Source organism: Curvibacter sp. EU05-FHT14A10 (assembly GCF_058791075.1).
This window is the reverse complement of record NZ_JBYTDE010000014.1, coordinates 102,617-127,681: the sequence shown is the minus strand read 5'-3', so window position 1 is coordinate 127,681 and position 25,065 is coordinate 102,617. Positions and strand designations below refer to the sequence as shown.

At 59.6% G+C, this 25,065-nt stretch carries 16 protein-coding genes and 4 pseudogenes; 11 read left to right on the top strand and 9 right to left on the bottom strand.

Annotated features, from left to right (window positions below; all coding sequences use genetic code 11):
• Nucleotides 1-906: 906 nt before the first annotated feature.
• Complete coding sequence (locus AC3WUT_RS23105; RefSeq protein WP_492349415.1) at nt 907-1,143, top strand: hypothetical protein; 237 nt, start codon at nt 907-909, stop codon at nt 1,141-1,143.
• A 265-nt stretch (nt 1,144-1,408) separates the two neighbouring features.
• Here AC3WUT_RS23105 and AC3WUT_RS23100 read toward each other — a convergent pair.
• The 8 genes and pseudogenes from AC3WUT_RS23100 to AC3WUT_RS23065 all read right to left on the bottom strand — a co-directional run.
• Nucleotides 1,409-1,717: pseudogene (locus AC3WUT_RS23100) on the bottom strand (xanthine dehydrogenase family protein molybdopterin-binding subunit); the annotation flags it as partial.
• Nucleotides 1,716-1,976: pseudogene (locus AC3WUT_RS23095) on the bottom strand (transposase); the annotation flags it as partial. The pseudogenes AC3WUT_RS23100 and AC3WUT_RS23095, both read right to left, overlap by 2 nt.
• A gap of 66 nt (nt 1,977-2,042) precedes the next feature.
• Nucleotides 2,043-2,420, bottom strand: a complete 378-nt coding sequence (locus AC3WUT_RS23090; protein WP_492349414.1) for a response regulator transcription factor — start codon at nt 2,418-2,420, stop codon at nt 2,043-2,045.
• Nucleotides 2,421-3,158: 738 nt separating this feature from the next.
• Nucleotides 3,159-5,279, bottom strand: a complete 2,121-nt coding sequence (locus tag AC3WUT_RS23085; protein WP_492349413.1) for an ATP-binding protein — start codon at nt 5,277-5,279, stop codon at nt 3,159-3,161.
• A gap of 50 nt (nt 5,280-5,329) precedes the next feature.
• On the bottom strand, nt 5,330-5,650 hold the full coding sequence (locus AC3WUT_RS23080; RefSeq protein WP_492349412.1) for a response regulator: 321 nt from the start codon (nt 5,648-5,650) through the stop codon (nt 5,330-5,332).
• Nucleotides 5,651-5,782: 132 nt separating this feature from the next.
• Entirely contained in the window at nt 5,783-7,075 is a 1,293-nt protein-coding gene (gene nosR / locus AC3WUT_RS23075; RefSeq protein WP_492349411.1) for a response regulator c-di-GMP phosphodiesterase, NosR family, read from the bottom strand.
• Between the two features lie 490 nt (nt 7,076-7,565).
• On the bottom strand, nt 7,566-8,462 hold the full coding sequence (locus tag AC3WUT_RS23070) for a diguanylate cyclase (RefSeq protein ID WP_492349410.1): 897 nt from the start codon (nt 8,460-8,462) through the stop codon (nt 7,566-7,568).
• A gap of 171 nt (nt 8,463-8,633) precedes the next feature.
• The gene (locus AC3WUT_RS23065; protein WP_492349409.1) at nt 8,634-10,331 is read right to left on the bottom strand and encodes a methyl-accepting chemotaxis protein; all 1,698 of its coding nucleotides are present in this window, start codon (nt 10,329-10,331) and stop codon (nt 8,634-8,636) included.
• 382 nt (nt 10,332-10,713) lie between these two features.
• Here AC3WUT_RS23065 and AC3WUT_RS23060 point away from each other — a divergent pair.
• Both AC3WUT_RS23060 and AC3WUT_RS23055 read left to right on the top strand, forming a co-directional pair.
• Nucleotides 10,714-11,002 (top strand): annotated as a pseudogene (locus AC3WUT_RS23060) (MFS transporter); the annotation flags it as partial.
• A gap of 145 nt (nt 11,003-11,147) precedes the next feature.
• Nucleotides 11,148-12,527: an MmgE/PrpD family protein gene (locus AC3WUT_RS23055; RefSeq protein WP_492349408.1), complete on the top strand. Its 1,380-nt coding sequence runs from the start codon at nt 11,148-11,150 to the stop codon at nt 12,525-12,527.
• 5 nt (nt 12,528-12,532) lie between these two features.
• Here the strand turns inward: AC3WUT_RS23055 and AC3WUT_RS23050 are convergent, their stop codons facing one another.
• On the bottom strand, nt 12,533-13,279 hold the full coding sequence (locus AC3WUT_RS23050; protein ID WP_492349456.1) for an IclR family transcriptional regulator: 747 nt from the start codon (nt 13,277-13,279) through the stop codon (nt 12,533-12,535).
• Nucleotides 13,280-13,474: 195 nt separating this feature from the next.
• On the opposite strand from AC3WUT_RS23050, the gene AC3WUT_RS23045 reads away from it, so the two are divergent.
• From AC3WUT_RS23045 to AC3WUT_RS23010, 8 genes and pseudogenes are all read left to right on the top strand, one after another.
• Entirely contained in the window at nt 13,475-14,941 is a 1,467-nt protein-coding gene (locus AC3WUT_RS23045; RefSeq protein ID WP_492349455.1) for an FAD-binding oxidoreductase, read from the top strand.
• Between the two features lie 21 nt (nt 14,942-14,962).
• Complete coding sequence (gene purB / locus AC3WUT_RS23040) at nt 14,963-16,324, top strand: adenylosuccinate lyase (RefSeq protein ID WP_492349407.1); 1,362 nt, start codon at nt 14,963-14,965, stop codon at nt 16,322-16,324.
• Nucleotides 16,309-17,364: a tripartite tricarboxylate transporter substrate binding protein gene (locus AC3WUT_RS23035; RefSeq protein ID WP_492349406.1), complete on the top strand. Its 1,056-nt coding sequence runs from the start codon at nt 16,309-16,311 to the stop codon at nt 17,362-17,364. The genes purB and AC3WUT_RS23035 overlap by 16 nt, the downstream gene beginning before the upstream one ends.
• Nucleotides 17,365-17,416: 52 nt before the next feature.
• On the top strand, nt 17,417-18,271 hold the full coding sequence (locus tag AC3WUT_RS23030; protein WP_492349405.1) for a sulfurtransferase: 855 nt from the start codon (nt 17,417-17,419) through the stop codon (nt 18,269-18,271).
• 23 nt (nt 18,272-18,294) lie between these two features.
• Nucleotides 18,295-19,113 carry a TSUP family transporter gene (locus AC3WUT_RS23025; protein ID WP_492349404.1) on the top strand — a complete coding sequence of 273 codons (819 nt, stop codon included), beginning with the start codon at nt 18,295-18,297 and terminating at the stop codon, nt 19,111-19,113.
• 47 nt (nt 19,114-19,160) lie between these two features.
• Entirely contained in the window at nt 19,161-20,144 is a 984-nt protein-coding gene (locus tag AC3WUT_RS23020) for a Bug family tripartite tricarboxylate transporter substrate binding protein (RefSeq protein WP_492349403.1), read from the top strand.
• 39 nt (nt 20,145-20,183) lie between these two features.
• Nucleotides 20,184-22,508, top strand: a complete 2,325-nt coding sequence (locus AC3WUT_RS23015) for a molybdopterin-dependent oxidoreductase (RefSeq protein ID WP_492349402.1) — start codon at nt 20,184-20,186, stop codon at nt 22,506-22,508.
• Nucleotides 22,509-22,820: 312 nt separating this feature from the next.
• Nucleotides 22,821-24,359, top strand: a pseudogene (locus AC3WUT_RS23010) (IS3 family transposase).
• Nucleotides 24,360-25,065 lie beyond the last annotated feature (706 nt).

Sequence of the window (25,065 nt, the reverse complement as noted above, 5' to 3'; positions counted from 1 at the left end):
ATTCAACACAGATAGGTGTAGGAGGGATGCGCTAAACGCACAGGTCGACACGTTCTAGGGCGAACTCTTTGCATAGGCGTAGGGCATACACCAGGCTGTCGGGACGGCCCGATTTCCCGTTGCGACGGCTCATTGGAAGCCCCCCCTGCAGGAACACGTCCAAACATAGGGTCGCTGCGGGGCTGGTGTTGGACGTGTAGCCGCCGAACAACTTACCCATCGACACACAGGAGGAAGCGATAAGCGTACTGGAATTTGACAAACTGGCTGGCCGAATCGGCGCAGTGGGCAAGGCACTACTGAAGGTGACTGCTCGGTTGGAAATCAACGGGGTCATTGATGGTCCCCAGATTTCTCAGGCGTGGCGTCAGACAGTGCGGCCTGATCGGACTTCGACAGCCGCGGCAGGCCATCGGATCCTGCAGGAACTGGCTGACACGAATTGACGATGCGCGCACCTGTGTGGCGTCTCGTGTGAGATGTGGGGCAAATACGAATGCGGTGTTGCATTTCCTGGAGGAGAGATGCTGGCAAAGATTGCTCTGACCGGTATAGACGTTATCGTTGCGCTTACAGGCCAACGCAACCTGCCTGTGGCGGCCCCGCGCTGACCAAGGAAGAAGGGGCTCTTCTCGACAACTACAAGTACGCTGACGAGGACGGGAGAGGCGCAACGCTGCAGCAGCGTCCTTACTGCGTTCTCGAAACAGCGCAAGCAAGCCGTGTAAGCGTGGCTGAGGCTAGTAGATATGGTGCTGCTGTGGGTCTACCAAGAGGCCGCCAGGTTGCTGGCCGAGGAGCTGCTGGAGGTTGTGGAGGTGGCGCTTGCGCCGTGACTCGAATCCAAATGACGAGCACGAATTTAAGGGACGCTGAACCTTGCGGATCGAGAAAAATAGGAAGCGTATGCCCGACAACGTAAATGCACTTTTCCAGGTGAGAGCCCAGCGCCATGAAATGGACGATAAAGAAATCGCCCCAGATGAGGCTATGCGTCAGTTGGCGAGATGGCTTAGCAAGCCAGAGACGCACCTCTCTTTGGCGGATCTGTCAGATCTGATCGATGTTGGCGCCGTGCTGTTTCGCTGGTCCCAGTTAAGAAAACAGGAAGACTCGGTGCATTCAAAGCTGTCGGAGTCGTAATTCGTGAGTGCGCATCCCACCATCCAACTTTTCGAGCAGTTGGCCGAGTTGCCGGATCTGCAGCGCAGTGAGGCCGGACTGGATGCTGCGATCAGCCGTCTGGTGGCCTAGATGGACCTGCCCCGCGGTCACCTCACCGAGGATGACAGGGCTGTTCTGGGAGAGATCGGCGGGGAGCTGCATCGAGAGGGACTCAGGCGTCGAGGGGTGCCATAAATGACAACCATGAGAAAGAGTGTTGACTTCCATCTGGAGGTGACCCACGTCAGGTCAACTTGAATGGCAGTTCTCGCAGCGCCTTTCCGGTGAGTCGAGCGATTGCATTGGCGAAAGCGGGTGCCAACGGGGGCAGCCCGGGTTCGCCCATTCCTGTGGGGGCATCGGCGCTGGGTACGATGTGTACGGCGATCGCGGGAGCGTCAGTTATTCGAGCAACCGGGTAGTCACCAAAGTTGTGCTGTTCCACTTCGCCGTTCTTGAGCGTGATGGCCGCGCCCGGCAGGCAAATTGACAGCCCCATCAGAGCGGCACCCTGTACCTGCGCCTCAATGCTGCGCGGATTCACCGCCAAATGCGAACTCTCGAAACAGCGGCACATCGTGCAGCGCGTCTTCCATCGCCGGATCCGACAGGTTGAACCACTGTTGCATGAAGTGGATACGCAGCATCGGCTCCACCGCAAAGGGCGGGCGGCCCCGGCGGCCTTCAGGCATGTAGGGCGCCACCAGCGCCACGAGTTCGGCCCACGGCACCACGCGCTCCATCTCGCCAAGAAACTCTCGCCGCCGCGTGCGCTTGTTCGAGTGGCCCAGGCCCAGGCTTTGTTGCTTCATGAGTGTGATCGTCTCAGTCGTTCACTGAGCTTGCAGGCACAGCAACGGGACATTTGTGTATCCATCTCAACCGAATTGGGTTCCGCGCACCCTCCGCACCATCTCGTTGACAATCTCGATCAAGGCCAAGGGACTAAAAGGTTTTATCAAATACTCATCCGCACCGGCTTCAAAACCCTCGTATTGGTCACCTAGTCGCCCCAGCGCGCTGATTATTATAATTTTCGGTTGCAATCCATCACTGGCCCTAATTTCTCTGCACACATCAAAGCCGGAAACCCCTCCGGGCAGCATGACATCAAGCAACACGATATTTGGATGTTTTTTATGAAATATCTTCAGCGCACGATGACCATCTGATGCTTCCATTACTTCGGCAGCCACCAATTCCATCACAGTACGTAGATATTTTCTAGCATCATCATTATCGTCAACAATAAGCATTTTTATCATAAAAAATCACAATAATTTGCAATCCATGTGGGTCGATTGACTTATTGTGCATCGCGCGTACATATTTTGAAAGTTCCGTGATAGCTAAGATTTCATCTTGTGTGAAGAATTGGACTTCTGCTAAGCTAAAAAATAATTCCTGCACCGGCCTATTTGTAGGCGCCCCTGGTTCCTGGCCTACTTGTTCGGTGGGAACACCTTCAGTGAGCCAATTTTCTATTCGCAAGCCTGGCTAATTGCCTAGTCTCCGGCTAGAACCGTTCACGCGGTGCGCGCGCAATTTTTTAGTCATCGTCATGACCAACGTCGTCGCTGTAGCATCGATGCAAGTTTGTTAGATTTTCAGGAGCAGGTGCTTCCGCTGCCTCGACTAGGTAACAGCAACAGCCTTCCTGCTGCTGCGCCGCTTTCCTTTTCCGACATGGTGACATGCAGTGTGGTCGGCGGAACCTGAGGTCAACGTAGTCGTAACAGCGATGGTTCGACTCAAAAATGTCGGTGATGGATTTCCATATCGAAAGGTACTAGTACTGGGCGTCCTACCCTCAACGCGCCCGACGGTAGAGAGACGAGCTACGCGCAAGGCCCAACTGGAGAAGGCGCCTTGGCGGCCTCCTATAGCCAAGCTGATGGATGGTTGGCCAGAGGTATTTGCCATGCCTGAAGAAGAACTCGATGGCTCAGATTCTTTCTTCCTAGGAAAATACGAACTGTTCTCGGGAAGTCTAATTACTTTTCGATATCCGCCTGGGACTCTAATGCCGCATGGCGGGGAGAAATGATCGGAAGATAGACTGTGAACTTGGTCCCGACTCCAGGACTGGATTCCACCTCAATCCGTCCTCCGTGCTTCTGAATGATTGAATACGAGAGGGACAAGCCTAGTCCAGTGCCCTGCCCTACGGGTTTGGTGGTGTAGAAAGGTTCGAAGATTCTCTTTCGAACCTCATCGGACATACCACACCCGGTGTCGGACACGGAGATCGCAATCCAGTCGCCGCGGACTTCCGTCTCAAGAGTGATCACACCCTTGTCCTTGATGGCTTGCGCAGCATTCACGATCAGGTTCAAGAAAACCTGATTGATCTGGGCAGCCAGGCAATTCACCTGTGGAAGTTGACTGTAGCGCTTGACCACCTCGGCCTTGTATTTGACTTCGTTCCTGACCACGTTCAGGGTGGAATCCAACCCTTGGTTAATGTCGGCTTCTGCCCATTCGTCATGGTCCACCCGGGAAAAGTCCTTGAGGTCCTGCACTATGCGCTTGACGCGCGAGAGTCCATCTGCGGTTTCAGCCAGCAGATTGGGCAGGTCTTCTGCCAGAAATTCGAAATCGAACCCGGAGACGCACTTGGCCAACCGGCCCCATGGGCTGTCGTCTTCGTAAGCCAACGACTTGTCCTTGAGTTCCCGATCCACGGCATGTCCGAGCGCGAGCAGATCGGCCGAATAACGCCCCAGCGCACCAATGTTTGAGCTCACGAAACCTAGGGGGTTGTTGATCTCGTGCGCTACACCGGCAGCCAACTGACCGATGGAGGCCATCTTTTCGGACTGCAACAACTGGTTCTGGGCTTCTTCGAGCTTGGCATTGATGTCAGTGATGCGATCGAAGTTCTTTTGCAGGTTCTCGTGTGCCGCCTTGATGTCGGTCCGGTCCAGTAGCAGCCACCACGAGCTTTCGTCCCCAGTTCCGGGATTGGCCGGGTAGCCGATTAGCTGGATCCAACGCTCGTTGCCAAGGCTGGTTTTCATCCGTGCCTCATAATTGAAGGAGGTGCCAGCCTTCAGCATGGGGCCGGCCATCTTGCGAATGAATTCGCAGTCGTCGCGGCTGGCAAAGAGGTGGTTGACCCTCAAGTCCTGGATAGGCGTGTCCTTCAGTTCGAACATCTCGACAAAGGTGCTGTTAACCCGCGAAATCAGACCATCTTGGATCTGCACGATACCGATGGGGGCATTTTCCAGCAGGGCCTCGATCTGACGATGCTGCGCGCGCACTTCGGCAGTTCTTTCGGCCACAGTCCATTCCAAGGCCAACTGCTGGCGGCGTAGCGCGTCTTCAGCGTCTCTGCGACTGGTGACGTCCTGCAAGGTTTCGATGGCGCCGACCAGTCTGCCCTTCGAGTCGTAAAGAGGAGCTGCCGAGAAGTAGAGCCATGCTCCACTGTTTCCGATGTCGGGGAAAAAGTCCTCGGCTTCGACCGCATTGGAGATCAAGGGCGACCGCCGGCCCTGCCCCTTATAGAGCGATGGCTTTTCGGATTCGGCACTGCCTTCGATGATCAGGTCAGCCAAGATCGGCCGCTGGCTAGTATAGAACGGGCGCCAAGCCTCTCGGTTTCCGATCATCGCCGCTTTAGACACTCCCGTCAGCTGTGCAGCTGCCGAGTTCCAATGCGTGACGACATGCTCCGCGTTCATAACCAGTGTAGCCACCGGATCGTTCTCAATGATCTGATTTAGGCGCTGGCCCATCTCCATCAGGCTGTTCTGGACAATCTTGATATCGCTTAGGTCCTGGCAGGTACAAATCACCATGGACCGGTCGGCTATCCTGCGCTTGACGCCTGTGATTTCCATGTTCCGCTTCAGGCCGCTGCCGGACAGAATGTCGATTTCGATGGAAGGCGAGAGCTCTTCTCCATCGAGGCATTCGCCCAGATACTGGCTCATCAATGGCCGATGTTCATCAGAAAAGATCGACAGAGGCGTAAGCGCCCGCACGTCGCTCAGGTTTAGACCGAGCAGGCGCAGCATCTTCTGATTTGCATGAACGATGGAGAGTCCGTCGTAAGCAAACAGGGGTTGGCTAACAGCCTCCAGGATGTCGAGTTCTGCATATTCCATGGTCTCCCCTGCATCTGATGGTTGAATGATGTCTTGCCTCTATGCTGGGGCTACGTTGAGGTAGGCCGGAACTTCAACAAGCCGATTCTGGCCAGCTCCTTTTGGTAACGGTCATTCGCCGACTTCTCGAGCGCCTCAGAGAGGTCTCGGCACAGTTCTTCGGCTACCCAAGGCTTGCTAAGGTACTTGAAGACACTGAGTTCGTTCACTGCAGTACGCATCACTTCGAATTCTGTCGAGGCGCTGAGCATCATGGCAACCACATCGGGCTGTAATGTCCTGGCAATCTGAACGAACTCAAGCCCGCTTATGTCGGGCATCAGGTAGTCAGAGACTACGACGTCGAATTCGATTTCACGGATCCAAGTCAAGGCCTAGGTAATGTCGCTGGTGAAGTAGAAATCAACCCGGTCTGAGAACACGGGTACCAGGACACGCTTGAGCGCCGAGATGATGTTCGGCTCGTCATCAATGAGAAGAGTGCGCTGTCTCATGGCTTACCTTCAATCGTTTACGACATACAAGTTGTACGTGCTGTTGTCTCTCGCCTCTCGCAGTTTCAGGCGTCGGATCAAGTCCGCCTCGATGACGTGGCCGGCAGACAGCAAAACCAGGCCCTCTGGAGACACCAGGTCCCTGGCCAGTCGCATACCGCCTCGCAGGTCTATTGTGCGCACCAGGCGCGGCGGCTTTTCTGGCACAGGCCGAGCCGCCAGCAACATTTGCAGGAATACGTCGACGACTTCAGGATCGAACTGACTTCCCCGTCCCCGCGCGATCACAGAACAAGCGTCGGCCTCGCCGAGCTTGGCACTGGTGATGCGCCCATGACAAAGGTCGTCGTAGGCGTCCGTCACAGCAAGAATGCGGGCGCCCAGCGGGATCATCGCTCCAACTAATCGATCGGGAAAGCCGGCGCCGTCATGACGCTCATGGTGCGAGCGGATGATGGTGGCCACCATCTGCTGATCGTCCTGCGACAACAGGATCTGCTCGCCGAAGGCTGGGTGCTTTTCATAGCGGTGCAACTCTTCGCCTTGCAGCAATGACACAGGTGTCTCGATCACTTTGTCGGGCAGGGAGATCAGGCCGATGTCGTGGATCAGGCCAGCAATGAAGACGTCCTGAGTATCTTGCTCAGAACAGGCCATGGTCTGTGCAAGTTTGCGAGCCATGTCAGCCACCCGGCGTGAATGTCCCGCGAGCAGACCCTCTCTCCACTCCAGTAAGGTGGAAAAGGTCTTGATGGTGTTGACATGGCTCTTTCGGACCTGTCGGGCCATGTGCTCAACCTCCTCAGTGCGGGCGGCCACTCGCTCCTCCAGAGATCCGTTTAACTCCTGTAGCTCTGCGTTCTTGACTACCAGGGCCGCCTGAAGTCGGCGGTTTTCGTTTTCAATTCGGCGTCGCTCGAGCCCTTGTTTCAGCACGCCCAGCACTTCGAGATCATTCCAGGGCTTAGAAACGTAGCGGTAGATTTCACCTTTGTTGATCGCCTCGATGGTGGAGCTAACGTCAGAGTAACCGGTCAACATGACTCGAACGACAGAGGGCCATCGTTCCCGCGCAATAGAAAGGAACTCTGCCCCTTGCATGCCCGGCATACGCATATCAGAAATAATTAGGTCAACCTTCTCGGTACCCAGCAAGGTGATACCCTCCTCGGCGCTGTTGGCCCCGAGGAATTGGTAGCCATGGGGCTTCAATAACCGACGAAGAGAACTGAGGATGTGAGGCTCATCGTCAACGCACAAAATTGTCCAGGCGTCGCTGGGTTCGTGGTTCGGAACGGTCATCGCTGCGCATCCTTTGTCTGCTTACATTGGCGACTCTTGGCTCAGCTCAGCTACCACTCACGCTGTGGTAGCAGGATTGCTCCTGAGTTCAAGTCTATCTATGTTAGCGCTCGCCCGAGATCGAATGCTTCCTTCTGCAGCCAAGAGGAACATTCTGGGATGGCATTGAAGTTTTACCTTTTGAAGCGTTCAGGACCGTCTGCCAAACCCAATCCGCCACGCCTGTTAAGGACAGGCTGCAAAACCCACCCGCCCCGAACTGGATTCGGGCTTGAACATCGCGCAAGATCGCGTCCATGAACCAGCTCACGCAGGGCCTTGACCACCGTCCAAGAAGACCCGCAAAGAAAACTTTCTCGACGAGATGATTCAGTTGCCAATTTCCTCCGTCTTGGGAATTAGTGTTAACGCACCATGGTGGATCTCTACCAGAAAGAAATCATCAGGATTTCCATGCCAGCGCTGAGAAGCGGGGGATGTAGGACCGCAGCTATGCGGATGAACCGGCCCACCGCCAAGTGTCGCGTCCGGCCGCTTTCGCTGCATAAAGGGCGTGGTCAGCACGATCCATCGCATCGACAAGAGTCTCGCCCTGGGCAACTTCGTCAACCCCCGCGCTCATCGTTAGATGTAAGGAAGTACCGTCGGCCAAGGGCAGCGGCGAGTCGCGCACACCCCTCAAGAGGCGCTCAATCATTTGTGCCGCAGCTTCAGGGTCTGCGACAAGCAGGAGTGCTATGAACTCTTCGCCGCCCACTCGGAAAACTGGTTCATCTGCCCGAGAGTTCATGCGCAATAAATCGCCAATATGTTTCAGCGCCAAGTCACCCACAGCGTGGCCATGTATGTCATTGACGCGCTTGAAGTGATCCACATCCAGCATGACCATGACAAGCTTCAGGCCCCGGCGTGCAGCTTGAAAATGGCTTCTTTCAAGTTGATCCTCCAGACCGTAACGCAGTGGCAGTCCTGTCAACGAGTCGATTCGGGAGCTATGTTCGATGAACTCCGTTTTGAAATACACCAGGTCGCTAATCACCTCATCTTGAGTATTTTCAAACGTCTCAAGTAGCAATGCATCGCCTGCCTGGGAGTCAATGATGCCCTTGCAAATTGCGCGCGCTGCGTCATGCATCCGTTGATGTTGCTGCTCTAGATGCTGTGCCCTTGTCGTGTCAATTTCATCGAATTGCGCCCTCCCACTTCGAAACCAACGACCGAATTCACAGCGGGTGTGAGCATCCTCGCTGATCAAGTCTGCTTTCGGTAAATCACCCAGAACAGCGCAACGAAGCACCTGATGTGACCATCCAATGTGCACTTTTACAGCGCTATCCAACTGCTCTATGAAGTGTTCGTCTTCGCTTGTGAAAGTGGTGTTTGGCATGCGTGGGGAGCCTTGGAAAACGACCTCTCGCCGACTTCGAGTCGAACTTCTCCCTTCGTCACTTTTAATCATCTCTCCTTCCAAGTGCATCGTCGAGCACCCTTGCCCTCAATCGACCTCCGTCGCATCAGACATCGCTTTCTACGGCCCATATGGGCCTGTAGGCTAGGGTCAAAAATTGGCCCAATCATCTTCGCGAGCCGCCATTTTGCGGGTAGGGAGCCGAACTGGTGCCGTCACGGGCCCGACCGCGCTAGCCTGAGGTCGTGCAGGTGCAGGAACGGAATGGATTCGGGAGCCCGACCTACCGTCCACTCTAAACAAAGCCACCACCTCAGTAAGTTTGATAGCCTGCTCGCGCAAACTGGCGGCAGCAGCAGCAGACTGTTCAACGAGTGCAGAGTTCTGCTGCGTCATCTGATCGAGCTCGTTGATTGTTCCGTTGACCTGGGTGATGCCTTGGGTTTGTTCGGCGGTGGCGGCGCGGATCTCTCCAATGATGTCCGTGACGCGCTGCACGCTAGCGACAAGCTCGGTCATGGTGGAGCCGGCACTTCCCACGAGCTGAGTACCGGACTCAACCTTCTCGACAGAGGCACCGATTAGAGCCTTGATCTCCTTCGCGGCTTCAGCACTGCGCCCGGCTAAGCTGCGCACCTCGCCTGCGACGACTGCAAAGCCCCGGCCCTGCTCGCCGGCGCGGGCAGCCTCAACGGCGGCGTTGAGAGCCAAGATATTGGTTTGGAAAGCAATCCCATCAATAACACCAATGATGTCGGCAATCCTCTTGCTACTGGCGTTGATCTCCTCCATGGTGGATACGACCTGGGAGACAACTCGACCACCTCGCTGGGCTACTTCGGCTGCAGATGTGGCCATTTGACTGGCAGTTTGAGCAGACTCAGAGGTCTGGCGCACAGTGCCTGTTAGCTGTTCCATGCTGCAGGCAGTTGACTGCAGGTTACTGGCGGTCTGTTCCGTGCGATGCGAGAGGTCCGTATTTCCTTGTGCGATCTCGCTGGAGGCCGTTCCAATACTGTCAGTGGCCGAGCGCACATTGACAACAAGGTGGCGCAGGGACTCGATCATCTGGGCCAGACCGTCAAATATCGAACCTACCGGCGCGACCGGAATGTGCATATCTAGCTCACCTCGGGCGACCGCGGACATCACCGTAATTACTTCGGCAGGTTCGCCACCAATTTGCTTGAGCACCGAGCGAGTGACAGCCCAGCCCAGCCCCCCCACAGCACTCAGGACCAGCAGCATGAGCACTAGAGTTGACAACAGTGCATCGTGCACCGCTGCGTCCACAGTGTCCATGTATAGGCCCGAGCCAACCATCCAGTTCCAGCCTTCGACCTTGGTCACGAATTGCAATTTGGGCACGGCTTCGGTCTGGCCCGGCCGTGGAAAACTGGTCATAACAAAGGCCCTGCCGTCTGTGCTCGCCTTCATGGCATTCACCAGCATGATCACGATATCTCCGCCCGACGCATCCTTGACCTGGCCGGACATCTGCTTGCTCTCCCACTCAGTCTTGAAGGGGTGCATGATGGAAACACCGTCCACCAGCCAAATGTAGAAGTACTCGGTTTTGCCATCTGGGCCACCGTAGCGCGCTGTGCGCAGGGCCTCTTTCGCACCCTTTTGCGCGTCCTCTATCGTCATGATGCCGCTGTCAGCCTTGGCCTTGAAGGCGTTCACTATGCTGGTGGCTGCTTGGACAGCAGTGACCAGTTCGTGGCGCTTGGCTTGGTTGATCAACTGACGCTGCTTAAATAGGGAATAGATGCTAAGGAGCAGGAGTGCCGAGAGCGCCGTGACGATCAGCAAGAGAATCTTCTTCTTGAAACTTAGTGAGTTCATGGGATGTCTCCGGCCGTCGGATCGAGGTTGTCGTGAAATCGCGTGACGGCCAACGCGTGATTCAAATATATCAATATATTCAATTTTGTCTAGCAGATCTCGATAAAAATCTATAGAAATGATTCTTATTGCATCTTCTGCATGGCTTTGATAGAAATGATTCTTATTTTCCACCTCTATGCCCTGACCTGGGCAAGACGGTAGTCCGCGCAGGTTTGGCGTGGCCATGAATACGCGATGGCGCCCGCTCTAGCTAGATGACCTGGCCGTTTGCTTACCTCGGGGGGCGTTCCCAGCAATTTCTCTTGCGACTGATTGAGCTGCGAATGCCCCATCGCTTGGATGTGCACTGGTGGGTCTGATCGAGATGGAAATCAACACGCTGGCAATGCAAATCTGCGAGCATGTCCAGACCGATGCCAATCTGGGCACGCAGTGGCACGTAAGCGCCATCTATGGGCCGAACTTTTTCACCGGCAGCCTGATCACCCGCTTTGGCGCGGCCGCATGGCCATGGCCATGGCCATGGCGCGGCTGCTGCTGCTGACCGGTCTCACTGCCGTGATCGGGGCAGGAGGCGTGGACGTGGCGCATTTCTGGGCCACGCTGGTCCTGCTGGGGCTGGGCTGGACTTCGGGTTTTTGGGCGCTTCGGCTCTTGTGCTGGAGTGTCCCTTCAACGCCTCCCATTAAATTTGCTATGACAAAGTGGCGCTGTCGAAGAAGGGATGAACGGGCCTGCGCATAGGTCATCCCCGGAAGTCATTTGGATTTTATACAATGAAATACATTTCATTCATTAAAATAAACGAACGCCATGCATGCAACATCCCCATTGCCCGAAGCAAGGCTTGTCGCCCACCTGTTCGACCAGGCGGCGCGACCACTGACTGCCGCCACGCGTGTACGCCTGGCGCAGGCTCTGCTGGACTGGTCCACTGCAGGATTGGCAGCGTTGGATATGCCTGCAGCGCTCTCCATGAGGACCATCGCCATGTGCGTGGCGCCGGGAGACGGCACATCGCAGGTGTTTGGAGGCATGAACGCCAACCCTATGGCCGCAGCATTCGCCAACGCCTCCATCGCCCACCTGCGTGAGATTGACGATGCCCACCGCGCCGCCATGCTCCACCCCGGAGTGGTGGCGGTCACGCCGGTCCTGGCGCTGGCGCCTGCGTTTGGGCTTACCCGCGCGCAGGCGGCACGCTCGATCATTGCGGGCTACGAGGTGTCGCTACGCCTGGGCGAGAAGCTGGGAGCCCGGCACGCGGCGCTCTTCCATGCCACCGCTACCGCCGGGGCCGTGGGTGCCGCCGCTGCAGCAGGCATGGCGATGGGTTTGGATGCCACCCGTATGCACCATGCGCTAGGCATCGCGGCCACGCAGGCAGCCGGTTTGTGGCAGTTGGTGGAAGATGGCGCACATGAATCCAAGTCACTTCACCCTGCATTTGCCGTGCGCAATGGCATGACCGCTGCCTATGCGGCGCGCGCGGGCATGCCCGGCGCGCACGCTTTCTTCACCGGGCGGCGCGGCATGTACGCGGCGCTGTCGGGCGAAGGACCAATAGGTGTGCTGGATGGCGGGCTTGAGGAGCCAGAGCGCCTGCACACGGTCACCATCAAGGCGTGGCCCGCCTGCGCCATGCTGTTCACCCCGCTGGACGCCACCCGTGCGCTGATGGTGGAACACGGCGTGACTGCCGAAGATGTGCAGGCGCTGCGCATCGAGGTGTTTTCGCATGCGCTGAAGATCGCAGGCGTGCACTGGCCCACCAAGCCGGCGGAAGCCAGCTTCTGCCTACGGTATGTGCTAGCGGTGCTGCTGCATAAGGGTGCTCTTGGCATAGCTGACACGGAGGCGCCGCAGCCCGACTCTTCTGTGCTGCGCGCGCTGGCCGAACGCATGACGGTGGTGGCGTCGGATGACTTCCAGAAGGCGTTTCCGCAGCGTCGCCCGGCCCGTGTGACGGCCACGCTGCGCGACGGCCGGGAGGTTAGCGCCTACCGCGAGCTGCGCCGTGGCGACCCCGAAGACGCCTACACCTGGGTGGGCCTGCAGCAGCGCATGCGTGACTTCGTGCCCTCGATGGACGATGCGGCTGCCGCACCCATCGTGGCCTGGTGCGAAACCTTCATCGACCCCGAGCGCGACCACGAGCCGTGTGCGCCTGCTGCCGCCATTTTTGGCGCCTGAGTAGCCTAGCATGACCAGTCGCGCGGAGGCTGGCTAGTAAAGCCTTGGGCCTGCAGCGCGCTACGCACTACCTGCACTGCGTGGCGCTGGGCTGTGGCGCTCTGCCGGGGCGCAATGCCGATCACCACCACAGCACCGAGGAAACTGCCGTCACCGTCGAACACAGGCACTGCCACGGACGCGATCTGGGGCACGCGCTCTTCGCGGGTGATAGCAAAACCGTCGCGCGCAATCGCATCTGCCTGCGACGTTTCACCTCCCGTGAAATGCCGCAACACGTGCGAAGACGATCCCCCGGCAGTCAGCGGAATTCGCGCGCCCACCTCCACATGGTGGCGCACCTCGTTGCGGCTGTTCTCGCGGTACAGGCAAACGCGCTCGTCGCCGTCGCGAACGTAGAAGGCCACGGTCTCGCCTGTTTCCTGCATCACGACCTGGAGGGCCGGCTGCAGGCGCGCGCCCATGTCGAAGGTCTTGCGGTAGAGCATGCCCATGTGCAGCAGGGCAGGGCCGGGCGCATAGTCTCCGTTGTCGAAGCGGTGAACCATGCGGCTGCGCACCAGCACGCCCAGCAGTCGCAGCGCCGTGGCTTTGTCGAGCCTGGTCCGCTCTGCCACTTCGCGCAGTTGCATGCGCAGTTGGTCTTCGGTAAAGCACTCAAGGATGGCGATTCCGCGCTCAAGAACCCCGGAGGGCGGGCGGATCGGTTCGGCAGGGTCCGTGGCCTGAGATGTGGTTCTGGAGGCTTTCATGGCAGGAATAAACGCCCGTGCGCCGAGGATTGGCATCGTTGACAGAGCCAGGCACTAGAGGCTATAGTTTTAATAAATGAAATGTATTTCATTCAATGAAATATTCAAACCCAAAAGAATGGCGCGGTGCACGTGCCCAACCGAGACAAGTTCACCATCGCAGCCCCACCAATGGTAGCGGGCGACCTGCACACCATGCACACAACATTTCTTGAAACATCCCTGGCCGACACGCTGGCTGCCATCGTGGGCTCGGTCCATATGCTCGTCGCGCCAAAAGACATGGGCCGCTACGAGGCCGAATGGCGTGGCGCGTACCCAGGCGCAGCACGCGCCGTGGTCCGGCCCGCCACGACCGACGAGGTCTCCCGTGTGGTTTCCGCCTGCGCGGCTGCCGGCGTCAGCATCGTGCCGCAAGGGGGTAACACCGGGCTGGTGGGAGGCTCCACTCCCGACGATTCGAGGACCGAGGTGGTGCTGAGCCTGGAGCGCATGCGCGCGGTGCGCCGCAGCGACCCGTTGGACAACACACTGACCGTGGAGGCCGGCTGCACCGTTCTGGTGGCGCAGGAAGCAGCAGAGGCCGTGGGCCGCCTGTTCCCACTGTCGTTGGCGTCGGAAGGCAGCGCCACAGTAGGCGGCGTAGTGTCCACCAACGCTGGAGGCGAGCAGGTGCTGCGCTACGGCAATACACGTGACTTGGTTCTGGGCCTGGAAGTGGTTTTGGCCGACGGACGGGTGTTGAACCTGCTGGGCGCACTGCGCAAGGACAACACGGGTTACGACCTCAAGCACTTGTTTATCGGTGGCGAGGGCACTTTGGGCATCGTCACTGCTGTCACCTTCAAGCTCTTCGCGCGGCCCCGCAGGGTGGTCACTGTGTGGGTGGCTATGCGCGATCCCCAGGCCGCAGTAGAGCTGCTATCGCGCCTGACCGATTCGGTGGGCGAACGCGTCACGGCCTTCGAGTTGATCGGCGATGGCCCGCTGGGTATGGTGTTGCAGCACGGCACGGCGGGCATGCGCTGTCCGCTGGGTGAAATGCCGGTGTGGTCGGTACTGTTCGATGTGTCCGAGGTGTCGGCCCACTTGGACCCGGTCCCCGCCGTGGAGGAGGTCTTGGGCGCCGCGATGGAAGATGGGTTGGTGCTCGATGCCGCACTGGCCACATCGGACAGCCAGGCCCATGCCTTCTGGGGGCTGCGCGAGCACGTACCCGAGGCGCAGCGGCTCGAAGGTCCCTCGATCAAACACGACATCTCTGTCGCCATCTCGCGCATCCCGCAGTTCATCGAAGAGGCCGGTGCGGCACTGCAGGCCTTCATGCCCGGCGTGCGCATCGTTTGCTTCGGTCACGTAGGCGACGGCAACCTGCACTACAACCAGAGCATGCCCTTAGGCATGGCACCTGCCGACTTCCGCGCGCACGAAGAAAGAATCCACGACATCGTGCATGCAACTGTAGCGCGTCTGGATGGTTCGATCTCTGCCGAACATGGCATCGGCCGCCAGAAGCAACAGGCGCTGATGCATTTCAAGAGCCCGGTCGCCTTGGACGCGATGGCCCGCATCAAGCGCGCGCTGGACCCGCACAACACCTTCAACCCCGGGCGCATGCTGCCGCGCGCGCTCGTGGAATCCGCCACTTCCTTCGCTTCATAAACCTTCGACAGGACTTTCTCAATGCCCGTTTCCGTCTTCGACATGCAATCGCTCCAGCATCTTTGGGGCACCGATGAGCTGCGCACCATCTTCGGTGAAGAAAACCGCATCCAGAAGTGGCTCGACTTCGAAGCCGCGCTGGCTGCGGCCCAGGCCGAAATGGGTATCATTCCTGCCGCGGCCGCGAAAGAAATCGCTGAGAAGGCCAAGGTGGGCAACATCGACATCGCCGAGATGTCGGCCGAGATCCGCCGCATCAAACATTCGCTGGTGCCAGCACTCAAGCAGTTACAAGGCGCATGCTCCAAGGAGAACGGCGAGTGGGTGCACTACGGCGCCACAACGCAGGACGTGGTGGACACTGGTGTTGCCTTGCAGCTCAAGGAGTTCCATGCCGTGGTGATGCGCGACATGCAGGCCGTGGGCAAGGAGCTGGCCCGTCTGGCCATGGCCTACCGCGACACTCCCATGGCCGGCCGCACGCACGGCGTGCAGGCGCTGCCCATCACCTTCGGCCACAAATGTGCTCTGTGGCTCGATGAGCTGGGCCGCCACCACGAACGCCTGATGCAGGCTGCCCCCCGCGTGCTGGTGGGCATGCTGGCAGGCGCCGTGGGCAGCCAGGCATCGCTGGGCCCCAAGGCCGTTGAACTCGAAGAGCGCATGCTGACGAAGCTGGGTTTGGGCGCACCAGCCATCAGCTGGGCCCCCGCGCGTGACCGCTTCACCGAATACACCAGTCTGCTCGCCATGATCGGCAGCACGCTTTCCAAGATCGGAAACGAGCTGTTCAACATGCAGCGCAACGAATTCGGTGAAGTTGAAGAAAGCTTCTCGGAAGGCAAGCTGGGCTCCTCCACGATGCCGCACAAGCGCAACCCCACGTCTGCTGAGAACCTGGCAGGTCTGTCGCGTCCGCTGCGCTACAACGCCGCGATGATGGTCGAGGGCATGGTGTCCGAGAGCGAGCGCGACGGCATCGCCTGGAAGATGGAGTGGAAGGCCGTACCGGAGTGCTGCATGATTGCCGGCGCCATGCTTTTCCAGGCAAAGAACCTCTTGGCAGGCCTGAAGGTCAACGCCGACATGATGGCGGCCAACCTGGACAAGATGCGTGGCTACCTGCTCTCCGAGCGCGTGATGCTGGAGTTGAGCGAGCGCGTGGGTAAACAGACCGCCCATGAGTGGATCTATGAAGCCTCGATGCATGGCATCACCAGCAAGCTCAGCTTTGCCGAAGCGATGCGCCAGCACAAGGGCCTGGGCGAACTACTGACCGAGGCTGAAATTCAGGACATGACCAACCCCGTGGCCTACCTGGGCCAGTGTGGTACGTCGGTCGACCGGGTGGTGGCTGCGCAGACGGCTTGGCTGCAGCGCTGAACGCCACCCGCAGTCGCTCCTCAAGAATGCAGATAAGGAGACTAGCCATGCGCAGGCAACCGCGCCTACATTGGCATCGGCGCCAGGCAGCCCTGGCACTGGCGGGATTGCTCGGCCTGGCGGCCATCTCAGCCTGGGCCCAGTACCCGATGCAGCCAATCAAGCTGGTGGTAGGTTTTCCACCCGGGGGCGGAGGGGACCTGTACGGCCGCATGATCGCCAATGCCCTGGGCAAAACCCTGGGTCAGGCGGTAGTGGTGGAAAACCGCACGGGTGCCGGTGGCAACATCGCGGCCGACCTCGTGGCCAAGGCAAAACCTGACGGCTACACGCTGTTGCTTGCGATGAGCGGCAACCTGGCGGTGGCCCCGGCCACCAAGGCGCAGAGCATTCCCTACAAGGTGCCTGACGACTTCGTGCCGATCGGCTTGATCCTCGAAGCGCCCCACGGCCTGTTCGTAGGCCACAACTCACGCTTCAAGTCCGCAAGAGACATTCTGGCCGCCGCCAAGACCGAGAACCTCACCTTCGCATCGACGGGCGCCGGTGGTGCGGCCCACATAGGCATGGAAATGGTCAAGCAGTCAGCAGTAGTGAACATGCTGCATGTGCCCTACAAGGGATCCGGCCCGGCCATTACAGACACGATCGGTGGCCAGGTGGACAGCTTCTTTGCTACAGCCTCGCCCCTGATCAACCAGGTGCGCCAGGGCCAACTGCGGTTGCTGGCCATCACCGGTGACGCCCGTAGCCCCGCGTTGCCCGACGTGCCCACCTTCAAGGAGCTGGGGGTGAGCGTACCGGTGGTGCAGTGGTACGGACTGGTCGCACCAGCGGGCACGCCTGCACCGGTGGTGAAAACGATCTCCGAACATCTGAGCAAGGCGCTGGCAACACCCGAGGTACGCGACGCGATCCGCAAGGACGCCGCGCTGGAACGCGACCTTTCGTTGAATGATTTCCGCCAGTTCATCGTGGATGACATCGCGCGCTACAAGGCCGCACTCACGCCTGCGCTGACGAAGGAGATCACGCCGTAGACCGGCTTTTGATCTTCACAGCAAACCCCATTTTACCTTTTCCAAGACGACGATGTACGACGCCCTTATCTCCGCCCAACAACTGGCTGCTGCGCAGCAGGCGCGCTCCCCGCTGCTGGTGCTGGACTGCAGCTTCGAGTTGACCAACCACGACGCTGGCAAGGCTGCCTATGCAGCAGGCCACGTGCCCAGCGCGCACTACCTGCATCTGGAAGAAGCGCTGTCTGCTGCCAAGACCGGCAAGAATGGCCGCCACCCATTGCCCACCCGCGAGGCCTTCGCCGCAACGCTGACTGCAGTGGGCGTGAATGCTGACACGCAGGTCGTGGCCTATGACAACGCCGGTGGCATGTATGCCGCGCGCCTGTGGTGGATGCTGCGCTGGGCGGGACACCGGGCCGTGGCGGTGCTTGATGGCGGAATCGCCGCCTGGAAGGCTGCAGGCCAGCCCGTCTCCACTAACGTGCCATCTGCACCGCCTCCAGGCAACTTCATCTTGAAGCCACCGCTGGTCGCAACGCTGAGCTTTGAGGACGTGAAGGCCAATATCGACACCCACCAACGCCTGGTGCTCGACGCCCGCGCGCCCGATCGATTTCGTGGCGAGAACGAAACCATGGACCCCATCGGCGGCCACATCCCCGGTGCCAGAAATCGTTTGTTCAAGGACAACCTGGGTGCCAATGGCCGCTTCAAGCCAGCTGAGCAGTTACGCAACGAGTTCAACGCCATCACAGGTGATCGCCCTGCAGCCGAGATCGTCAGCCAGTGTGGCTCGGGCGTGACCGCCTGCCACAACCTGCTGGCCATGGAAGTGGCCGGGCTCCAGGGCGCCGCGCTATACCCCGGCTCCTGGAGCGAGTGGTGCGCCCAGCCAGGCGCACCCATCGCTATGGGCTTGGCCTGACTCTTCCACTTGCGGCCTGCACCATGACTATGTTGTTGCTTGGCCTGCTCATTGGTCTGGCACTGGGCCTGGCCGGCGCAGGGGGCGGCATATTGGCCGTGCCATTGCTCATGGCGGCCGCTCATGTACCGCTGACGACAGCTGCGCCGATGGGCTTGGCGGCGGTGGCACTCGCCGCCACTCTGGGCGCGGTGCTGGCGTTCCGTGCCAGGCGCGTGCGCTACCGCGCTGCCGCGTTGATGGCGGCTTGCGGGCTGGTGGTGTCGCCGGTGGGCTTGTGGCCGGCGCACCGGGTACCCACATCCCCGCTGACGCTGGGCTTTGCGGCGCTGATGGCGTGGATCGCCTGGACCATGTTGCGCGGCAAGGCGACGCCTGTGCCCTCTCTTGCCTCCACTGGTGGCAAGTCCGACACCGGCGGTCCATGCGCCCCCTGCCTGTTCGACCGCCGCACGGGCCGCCTGTGCTGGACTCCCGGCTGCGCTCGCGCACGGGCTGGCATTGGCCCGGCGGCGGGCGCTCTGTCCGGCTTGCTGGGTGTGGGCGGCGGGTTCGTGATCGTGCCGGGCCTGCCGCGTTTCACCGACATGTCGCTAGACACGGCCGTTGGAACCTCGCTCGCGGTGGTGGCCCTAGTGTCGGCCTGGAGCATGGTGGTCTCGTCTGTCACGGGCCGGCTTGATGTCGTGCTCGACGCGCTCTTTGCACTGGGTGCGTGCAGCGGCATGGTGGTGGCGCGCAGCGTGTCTGCGCAGCTGCCCGCTGCGTGGGTGCGCAAAGGCTTCGAACTGCTGGCGGCCTGCGTCGCCCTGGGCATGGCGCAGTCACTACCGGCTGTGTGATTCAAATCCTGCTTTTTCCATACCTATTAATCAACGAGGAGACTTCCATGGCGCACAACCAATCTCTTTTGCGACTGACTGCCGCCCTTGCCGCTACGGCGGTACTGACCTGCTTCGCCGGAGCTGCCCAGGCGGCGTATCCAGACCAGCCCATCAAGCTGGTGGTCGGCTTTCCACCCGGTGGTGGCGGTGATCTGTACGGGCGCACTATTGCGCTGGCCTTGTCAAAGCACATCGGTCAGACGGTGATCGTGGACAACAAGGCGGGCGCAGGCGGCAATATCGCGGCCGAGAGCGTGGCACGGTCCAAGCCCGACGGCTACACGCTGATTCTGGCCATGAGCGGCAACTTCGGCAACGCCGTGGCGTTGCGGCCGAATCTGCCCTACAAGGTGCCCGACGATTTCGTGCCGATCGCGCAGTTGGTGGAGACACCCTTTGGCCTGATGGTCGACGGCAACTCCCCCATCAAGACTGCCAAGCAGTTTGCGGCCGAAGCCAAGTCCAAGCCCGGCAAGATGACCTATGCCTCCACCGGTACGGGTGGCTCGGCGCAGATCGTGATGGAGATGGTCAAGCAGAAGGCCGAAGTGGACATCCGGCACATTCCGTACCGTGGGTCCGGCCCGGCGCTAAATGACTTGTTCGGCGGTCAGGTGTCGAGCTTCTTTGCACCCTACACCCCACTCATGGGCCAGATCTCCAGTGGCAAGATCAAGCTTCTGGCGGTCAGCACGCCCAAGCGCATTCCCTCACTGCCCGACGTGCCCACGCTTCAGGAGTCCGGTATCGACGTGGTGATGACGCAGTGGTACGGCTTGGCCGCACCAGCCGGTACGCCCAAGGATGTGATCGACCATATCAGCCGCGCGGTGAAAGAGGCGATGAAGGAGCCCGCGCTGCTCAAGGTCTACCGTGCCGATGGAGCGCAGGAGTCACACGTGGCGGGCAAGGCTTTCAGCGACTTCATCGTCAACGACATTGCCAACTACCGGCGAGCCGTCGAAACGGGCAACCTCAAGGCCGAATAAGCCGCTGCCGCAGTACCTCGTTCCGCTTTACCGATTGCCATGAGCACCGACACGCCCACCTTTCGACCACACAGTTCCCACTGGGGCGCATTCTCCGCCGCCTGGGACGGGCAGACACTTTCGGTCAAGCCACACCCCGGCGACCCGGACCCCAATCCGCTGATTGAGAACTTCCCCGCGGCGTTGCGCCACAAGGTACGCGTGACCATGCCCATGGTGCGCCGGGGCTGGCTGGAGCGTGGCCCCGGGCCCGACCCGACGCGCGGCAAGGACAATGACTACGTGCCCATGCCCTGGAACAAGGTGCTGGACCTGCTGGCCCGGGAGCTGCAGCGCGTGAAGGGTCAGCACGGCCCACAGGCAGTGTTCGGTGGCTCCTACGGCTGGTCGAGTGCCGGGCGGTTTCACCACGCGCAAAGCCAGGTGCACCGCTTCCTCAACATTACGCTGGGTGGCTACGTGCGTTCGGTCAACAGCTACAGCGCAGGAGCCTCCGGCCCCATGCTGCCGCACGTGATCGGCTCCATGGAAGAGGTGGCGCGCCGCAACGTGACCTGGAAGCAGATCGTCGAGCACACCGAAGTGGTGCTCGCCTTCGGCGGCATGGCTCTGAAGAATTCGCATGTGGCGTCCGGCGGCATAAGCCAGCATGTGGAACGCAATGCCATGCGCGAGGCCGCAGCGCGTGGGTGCCGCTTCGTGTCCATTAGCCCTATCCGGAGTGACCTGCCGGACGAAGCACAGTTCGAATGGCTGGCCCCAGTGCCCAACACCGACACCGCCCTAATGCTGGGCCTGGTGCACCGGATCGTGAGCGACGGTGCACACGATCGCGAGTTCTTGGCCCGGTGCTGCGATGGCTGGGACACTTTCGAGGACTACCTTTTAGGCCGCAGCGACGGCACAGCCAAGAGCTGCGCCTGGGCCGCGTCCATTTGCGGCCTGCCGGAGCAGCAACTGATCGATCTGGCGCGTTCGCTCATCGGCAAACGCGTGTTGGTGGTGGTGTCGCATTCGCTGCAGCGCGCCGAGCACGGCGAGCAGCCGGTGTGGATGGGCGCCGTGCTGGGCGCCGCGCTGGGCCAGCTGGGTCTGCCCGGCGGAGGCTATAACTACGCGCTGGGTACGCTGGCCCACTACGGAAAACGCAACAACGCCGTGCCTGCCGCCGCGCTGCCGCAGGGGACCAACGGGGTAAAGGAATTTATCCCGGTGGCGCGCATCAGCGACATGCTGCTAAACCCAGGTCAACCCTTCGATTACAACGGAAAGTGCCACAGCTACCCGCACATCCGCTTGGCCTACTGGGCCGGAGGCAATCCCTTTCATCACCACCAAGATCTGAGCCGCCTGGCCAAGGCCTTCCGTACGCTGGACACCTTCGTCGTGCACGAGATCGCTTGGACCGCCACTGCCCGCCACGCCGACATTGTGTTGCCCTGCACCATGACACTGGAGCGTGAGGACATCGGTGCTACGCCAACCGACCCGTTAGTGGTGGCTATGCACCGCGTGGCCGAGCCACACGGCCTGGCCCGCGACGACTACGACATCTTCTGTGACCTGGCATGGCGCCTGGGCGGGTTGGAGGCGTTCAGCGAAGGCCGTGACACCCGCCAGTGGCTGGCCTATCTGTACGAACGTACCCGCCAAGGCCTGCAAGAGCTGGGCGAAGAAGCTCCTAGCTTCGATGAGTTCTGGCAACGAGGAGAAATCACGGTGCCGCAAAAGGACGACGACGGCGGCGTGCTACGCGCCCTGCGTGAGGACCCGATGGCCAACGCACTGAAGACGCCTAGCGGCAAGGTGCAGATCAGCTCACCTGTCATCGCGAAATTTGGCTATGCCGACTGCCCGGGCCACCCTACCTGGCTGCCACCTCGATTCAGTCCTACGGCCGAACACCCGCTGTGGCTGGTGGCCAACCAGCCGCACACCAAACTGCATAGTCAGCTCGACTTCGGCGGGTATAGTCAGGCCAGCAAACGCAAGGGCCGCGAGGTTTGCACTCTGCATCCGGCGACGGCGGCCGCGCGCGGCATTGCACAGGGTGACATCGTGCGGTTGTTCAACGAGGTCGGTGCCTGTTTGGCCAGCGCCCACATCGACGCTGGCATACGTGAAGACGTAGTACGGCTGCCGACCGGCGCTTGGTACGATCCTGTGACGGATGAGAATGGGCTTACTATGTGTGTGCACGGCAACCCCAATGTACTCACGCGCGATGTCGGGACCTCCTCGTTGGCGCAGGGCTGTGTGGGCCAGCTCAGTACCGTGCAAATTGAACGCTATCTTGGCGAACTTCCCGCGATTCGCGCCTACGAGCCTCCTGATGCGGGTGGCTTATCCGGGTATGCGTTCTGACGAGACGCTCGTCTGCTCTTACAGCTGGGACCCCACAGGCGTGTGGGACGAACTACACCTGACCATGCTTGCTCGCTTGCACGAGCATAGCCAGATTGGGTCGAAATACCTTCGAGGACTCATCAGCACCAAGCCCGAGGGGTAAAAAGCAAGCACCAATCCACCGCAATCCAACAGACCGAAACGAACTAAGTTCATCTGTTCGAGCAGGATCACATGTGGGTGTTGGCGCCAGTGCAATCGTGATCAGTGCGCTTTAGCGGCGGTTAGTGGGGGGTGCGGACGAAAACTTGGACTACCAAGAGGTAGTTCATGTATTCCTACGAAGAAAGAATCCGAGCCGTTGAGCTCTTTATCAAGCTGGGCATGCGAGTCAGGCCCACCATCAGGCAGTTGGGGTACCCGACCAAGAACTCCTTGAAAGGTTGGTATCGGGAATATCAGCAGCGCCAGGACTTGCCTAAAGGCTACGCAGGGCGTGAGCCCAAGTTCTCGCAGGCGCAGAAGGCTGCCGCCCTTGAGCACTACCTCGCCCATGATCGGTGCATTGCAGCCACCATGAGGGCCCTGGGCTATCCAGGTCGCGGAACGCTCACCAAGTGGATTCGCGAGGCCATTCCTGAGGCCAGGAAAGCAATCGTCGGTCGTGTTGGGCAGCGAAGGTATTCCGAGTCGTTGAAGCAAACGGGAGTGGTGGAGCTCTGCATGCGGCAGGAAAGTGCGCAGGCTGTTGCCGACAAGCTCGGCGTTTGCCGGCCAACGTTGTACAACTGGAAGAACCAACTTCTGGGACGTGAGGCCCCTGCTTCAATGAAACACACCCATAGATCTCCCCAGCAATGAGAGCGCGACGAACTCGAACTCCAAGTGGCTGTATTGCGCCGCGAGGTCCGGCAATTGAGACTTGAACAGGACCTCTTGAATAAGGCCAATGAACTGTTAAAAAAAGGCCTGGGCGTCAATCTGCAGTTCCTGTCCAACCGGGAGAAGACACTGCTGATTGACGCCCTGAGAGAGCACTATGGCCTCCCAGAGCTCCTCGCGCAGGTGGGGCTGGCCCGTAGCTCGTACTTCTACCACCGGGCCCGTGCAGTGGTGGGCGACAAGTATCTGCAGGTGCGGCAGTCCATCACCGAGATATTCGAGTCGAATCACCGGTGCTACGGCTATCGCAGGTTGCAGGCCTCGCTGGCCAGGCAACAGGGACCGATCTCTGAGAAGGTGGTACAGCGACTCATGAAGCAGGCACACCTGGTCGTTCCAAAGCCCAAGAAGCGCCGATACGCCTCATACCTGGGTGAGATCAGTCCAGCGCCTGAGAACATCATCAACCGCGACTTCCAGGCCTCCACCCCCAACGAGAAGTGGCTCACGGACATCACGGAGTTCCAGATCCCGGCAGGCAAGGTGTATCTGTCACCGATCATCGACTGCTTCGACGGGATGGTGGTGAGCTGGACCATCGGCACGAGTCCGGATGCTGAGCTGGTCAACACCATGCTGGATGCCGCCATCGAAACGGTGGCAGAAACCCCAGATAGGCCCGTGGTTCACTCCGACCGCGGTGGCCACTACCGCTGGCCAGGCTGGCTATCGAGAATGAGCGATGCGAATCTCACCCGCTCAATGTCCCGCAAGGCTTGTTCTCCGGACAATGCGGCGTGCGAGGGCTTCTTCGGGCGGTTGAAGAACGAGTTGTTCTATCCTCGGGACTGGAAGGGCACGACCATTGAGCAGTTCATCGAGGCGGTCGACTCGTACATCCGCTGGTACAACGAAAAGCGAATCAAGATCTCCCTTGGCTCTCTCAGCCCCATTGAATACCGGTTGAGCCTTGGGCTTGCGACATAAACCAGTCCAAGTTTTTATCCGCACCCCCCTATTCTGGGTAATTGAAGTCGTAAACCCCGGCCCAGCATCCATGCGGCCCAGCGCACTGCCCAGCCAACTGTCCGTCAATCTAAAGTCGTAAACTCCTCTTGGTGCGCTGCAGTAACAACTCAAGTACGGCTCGCGGCGGTCTAAACGAAGCCTTTCTACTACTCCTGTATGCAAAGCATGTGTGTCCAAGATCCGGGCTTGAACACGACCACTCGCCTAGGATGCCAAAGCCTTGATGGATACCAGCTGACAGAGAGAACCTTCCTACTTCCATTTTCCGGCCAGATATCCAGAAGAAAAGACAGTGCCGACTCGATTGGACTCAGCAACACACCTTCCGCCAAGTTCATGACCAAACCGTAGTCAGTCAACATCCAATGTGCCGGGGACGTGGCGCTGGCAGCATGATGGACACCTCTTTGCCTAAGCTCTGTGAATCGCCCCGGGGCGATTCACCCAGTCTGAAGTGGCGTCCCGAATGCCGAGTGGGTCATTGCGCCCAGACGGTCTTGCAAGGTGCGGGGCTGGCCAATAGAGAGACGCCCAAGAATGGAGAAGCTCCAAAAATAGGTGTTGACAACTCCGGCGAACAAAACAATGCCACGCCCGCTGACTTTTAGCTGGCCTGCACTCCTCAGCATCAATCGGCACACAAAAGCAACGCGTGAACTATGGA

Bases quoted from the DNA above. Each gene is read 5' to 3' on its own strand.
- AC3WUT_RS23105 (WP_492349415.1), top strand. From the start codon at position 907: ATGCCCGACAACGTAAATGCACTTTTCCAGGTGAGAGCCCAGCGCCAT.
- AC3WUT_RS23090 (WP_492349414.1), bottom strand. From the start codon at position 2,420: ATGCTTATTGTTGACGATAATGATGATGCTAGAAAATATCTACGTACT.
- AC3WUT_RS23085 (WP_492349413.1), bottom strand. From the start codon at position 5,279: ATGGAATATGCAGAACTCGACATCCTGGAGGCTGTTAGCCAACCCCTG.
- nosR (WP_492349411.1), bottom strand. From the start codon at position 7,075: ATGACCGTTCCGAACCACGAACCCAGCGACGCCTGGACAATTTTGTGC.
- AC3WUT_RS23070 (WP_492349410.1), bottom strand. From the start codon at position 8,462: ATGCCAAACACCACTTTCACAAGCGAAGACGAACACTTCATAGAGCAG.
- AC3WUT_RS23065 (WP_492349409.1), bottom strand. From the start codon at position 10,331: ATGAACTCACTAAGTTTCAAGAAGAAGATTCTCTTGCTGATCGTCACG.
- AC3WUT_RS23055 (WP_492349408.1), top strand. From the start codon at position 11,148: ATGCATGCAACATCCCCATTGCCCGAAGCAAGGCTTGTCGCCCACCTG.
- AC3WUT_RS23050 (WP_492349456.1), bottom strand. From the start codon at position 13,279: ATGAAAGCCTCCAGAACCACATCTCAGGCCACGGACCCTGCCGAACCG.
- AC3WUT_RS23045 (WP_492349455.1), top strand. From the start codon at position 13,475: ATGCACACAACATTTCTTGAAACATCCCTGGCCGACACGCTGGCTGCC.
- purB (WP_492349407.1), top strand. From the start codon at position 14,963: ATGCCCGTTTCCGTCTTCGACATGCAATCGCTCCAGCATCTTTGGGGC.
- AC3WUT_RS23030 (WP_492349405.1), top strand. From the start codon at position 17,417: ATGTACGACGCCCTTATCTCCGCCCAACAACTGGCTGCTGCGCAGCAG.
- AC3WUT_RS23025 (WP_492349404.1), top strand. From the start codon at position 18,295: ATGACTATGTTGTTGCTTGGCCTGCTCATTGGTCTGGCACTGGGCCTG.
- AC3WUT_RS23020 (WP_492349403.1), top strand. From the start codon at position 19,161: ATGGCGCACAACCAATCTCTTTTGCGACTGACTGCCGCCCTTGCCGCT.
- AC3WUT_RS23015 (WP_492349402.1), top strand. From the start codon at position 20,184: ATGAGCACCGACACGCCCACCTTTCGACCACACAGTTCCCACTGGGGC.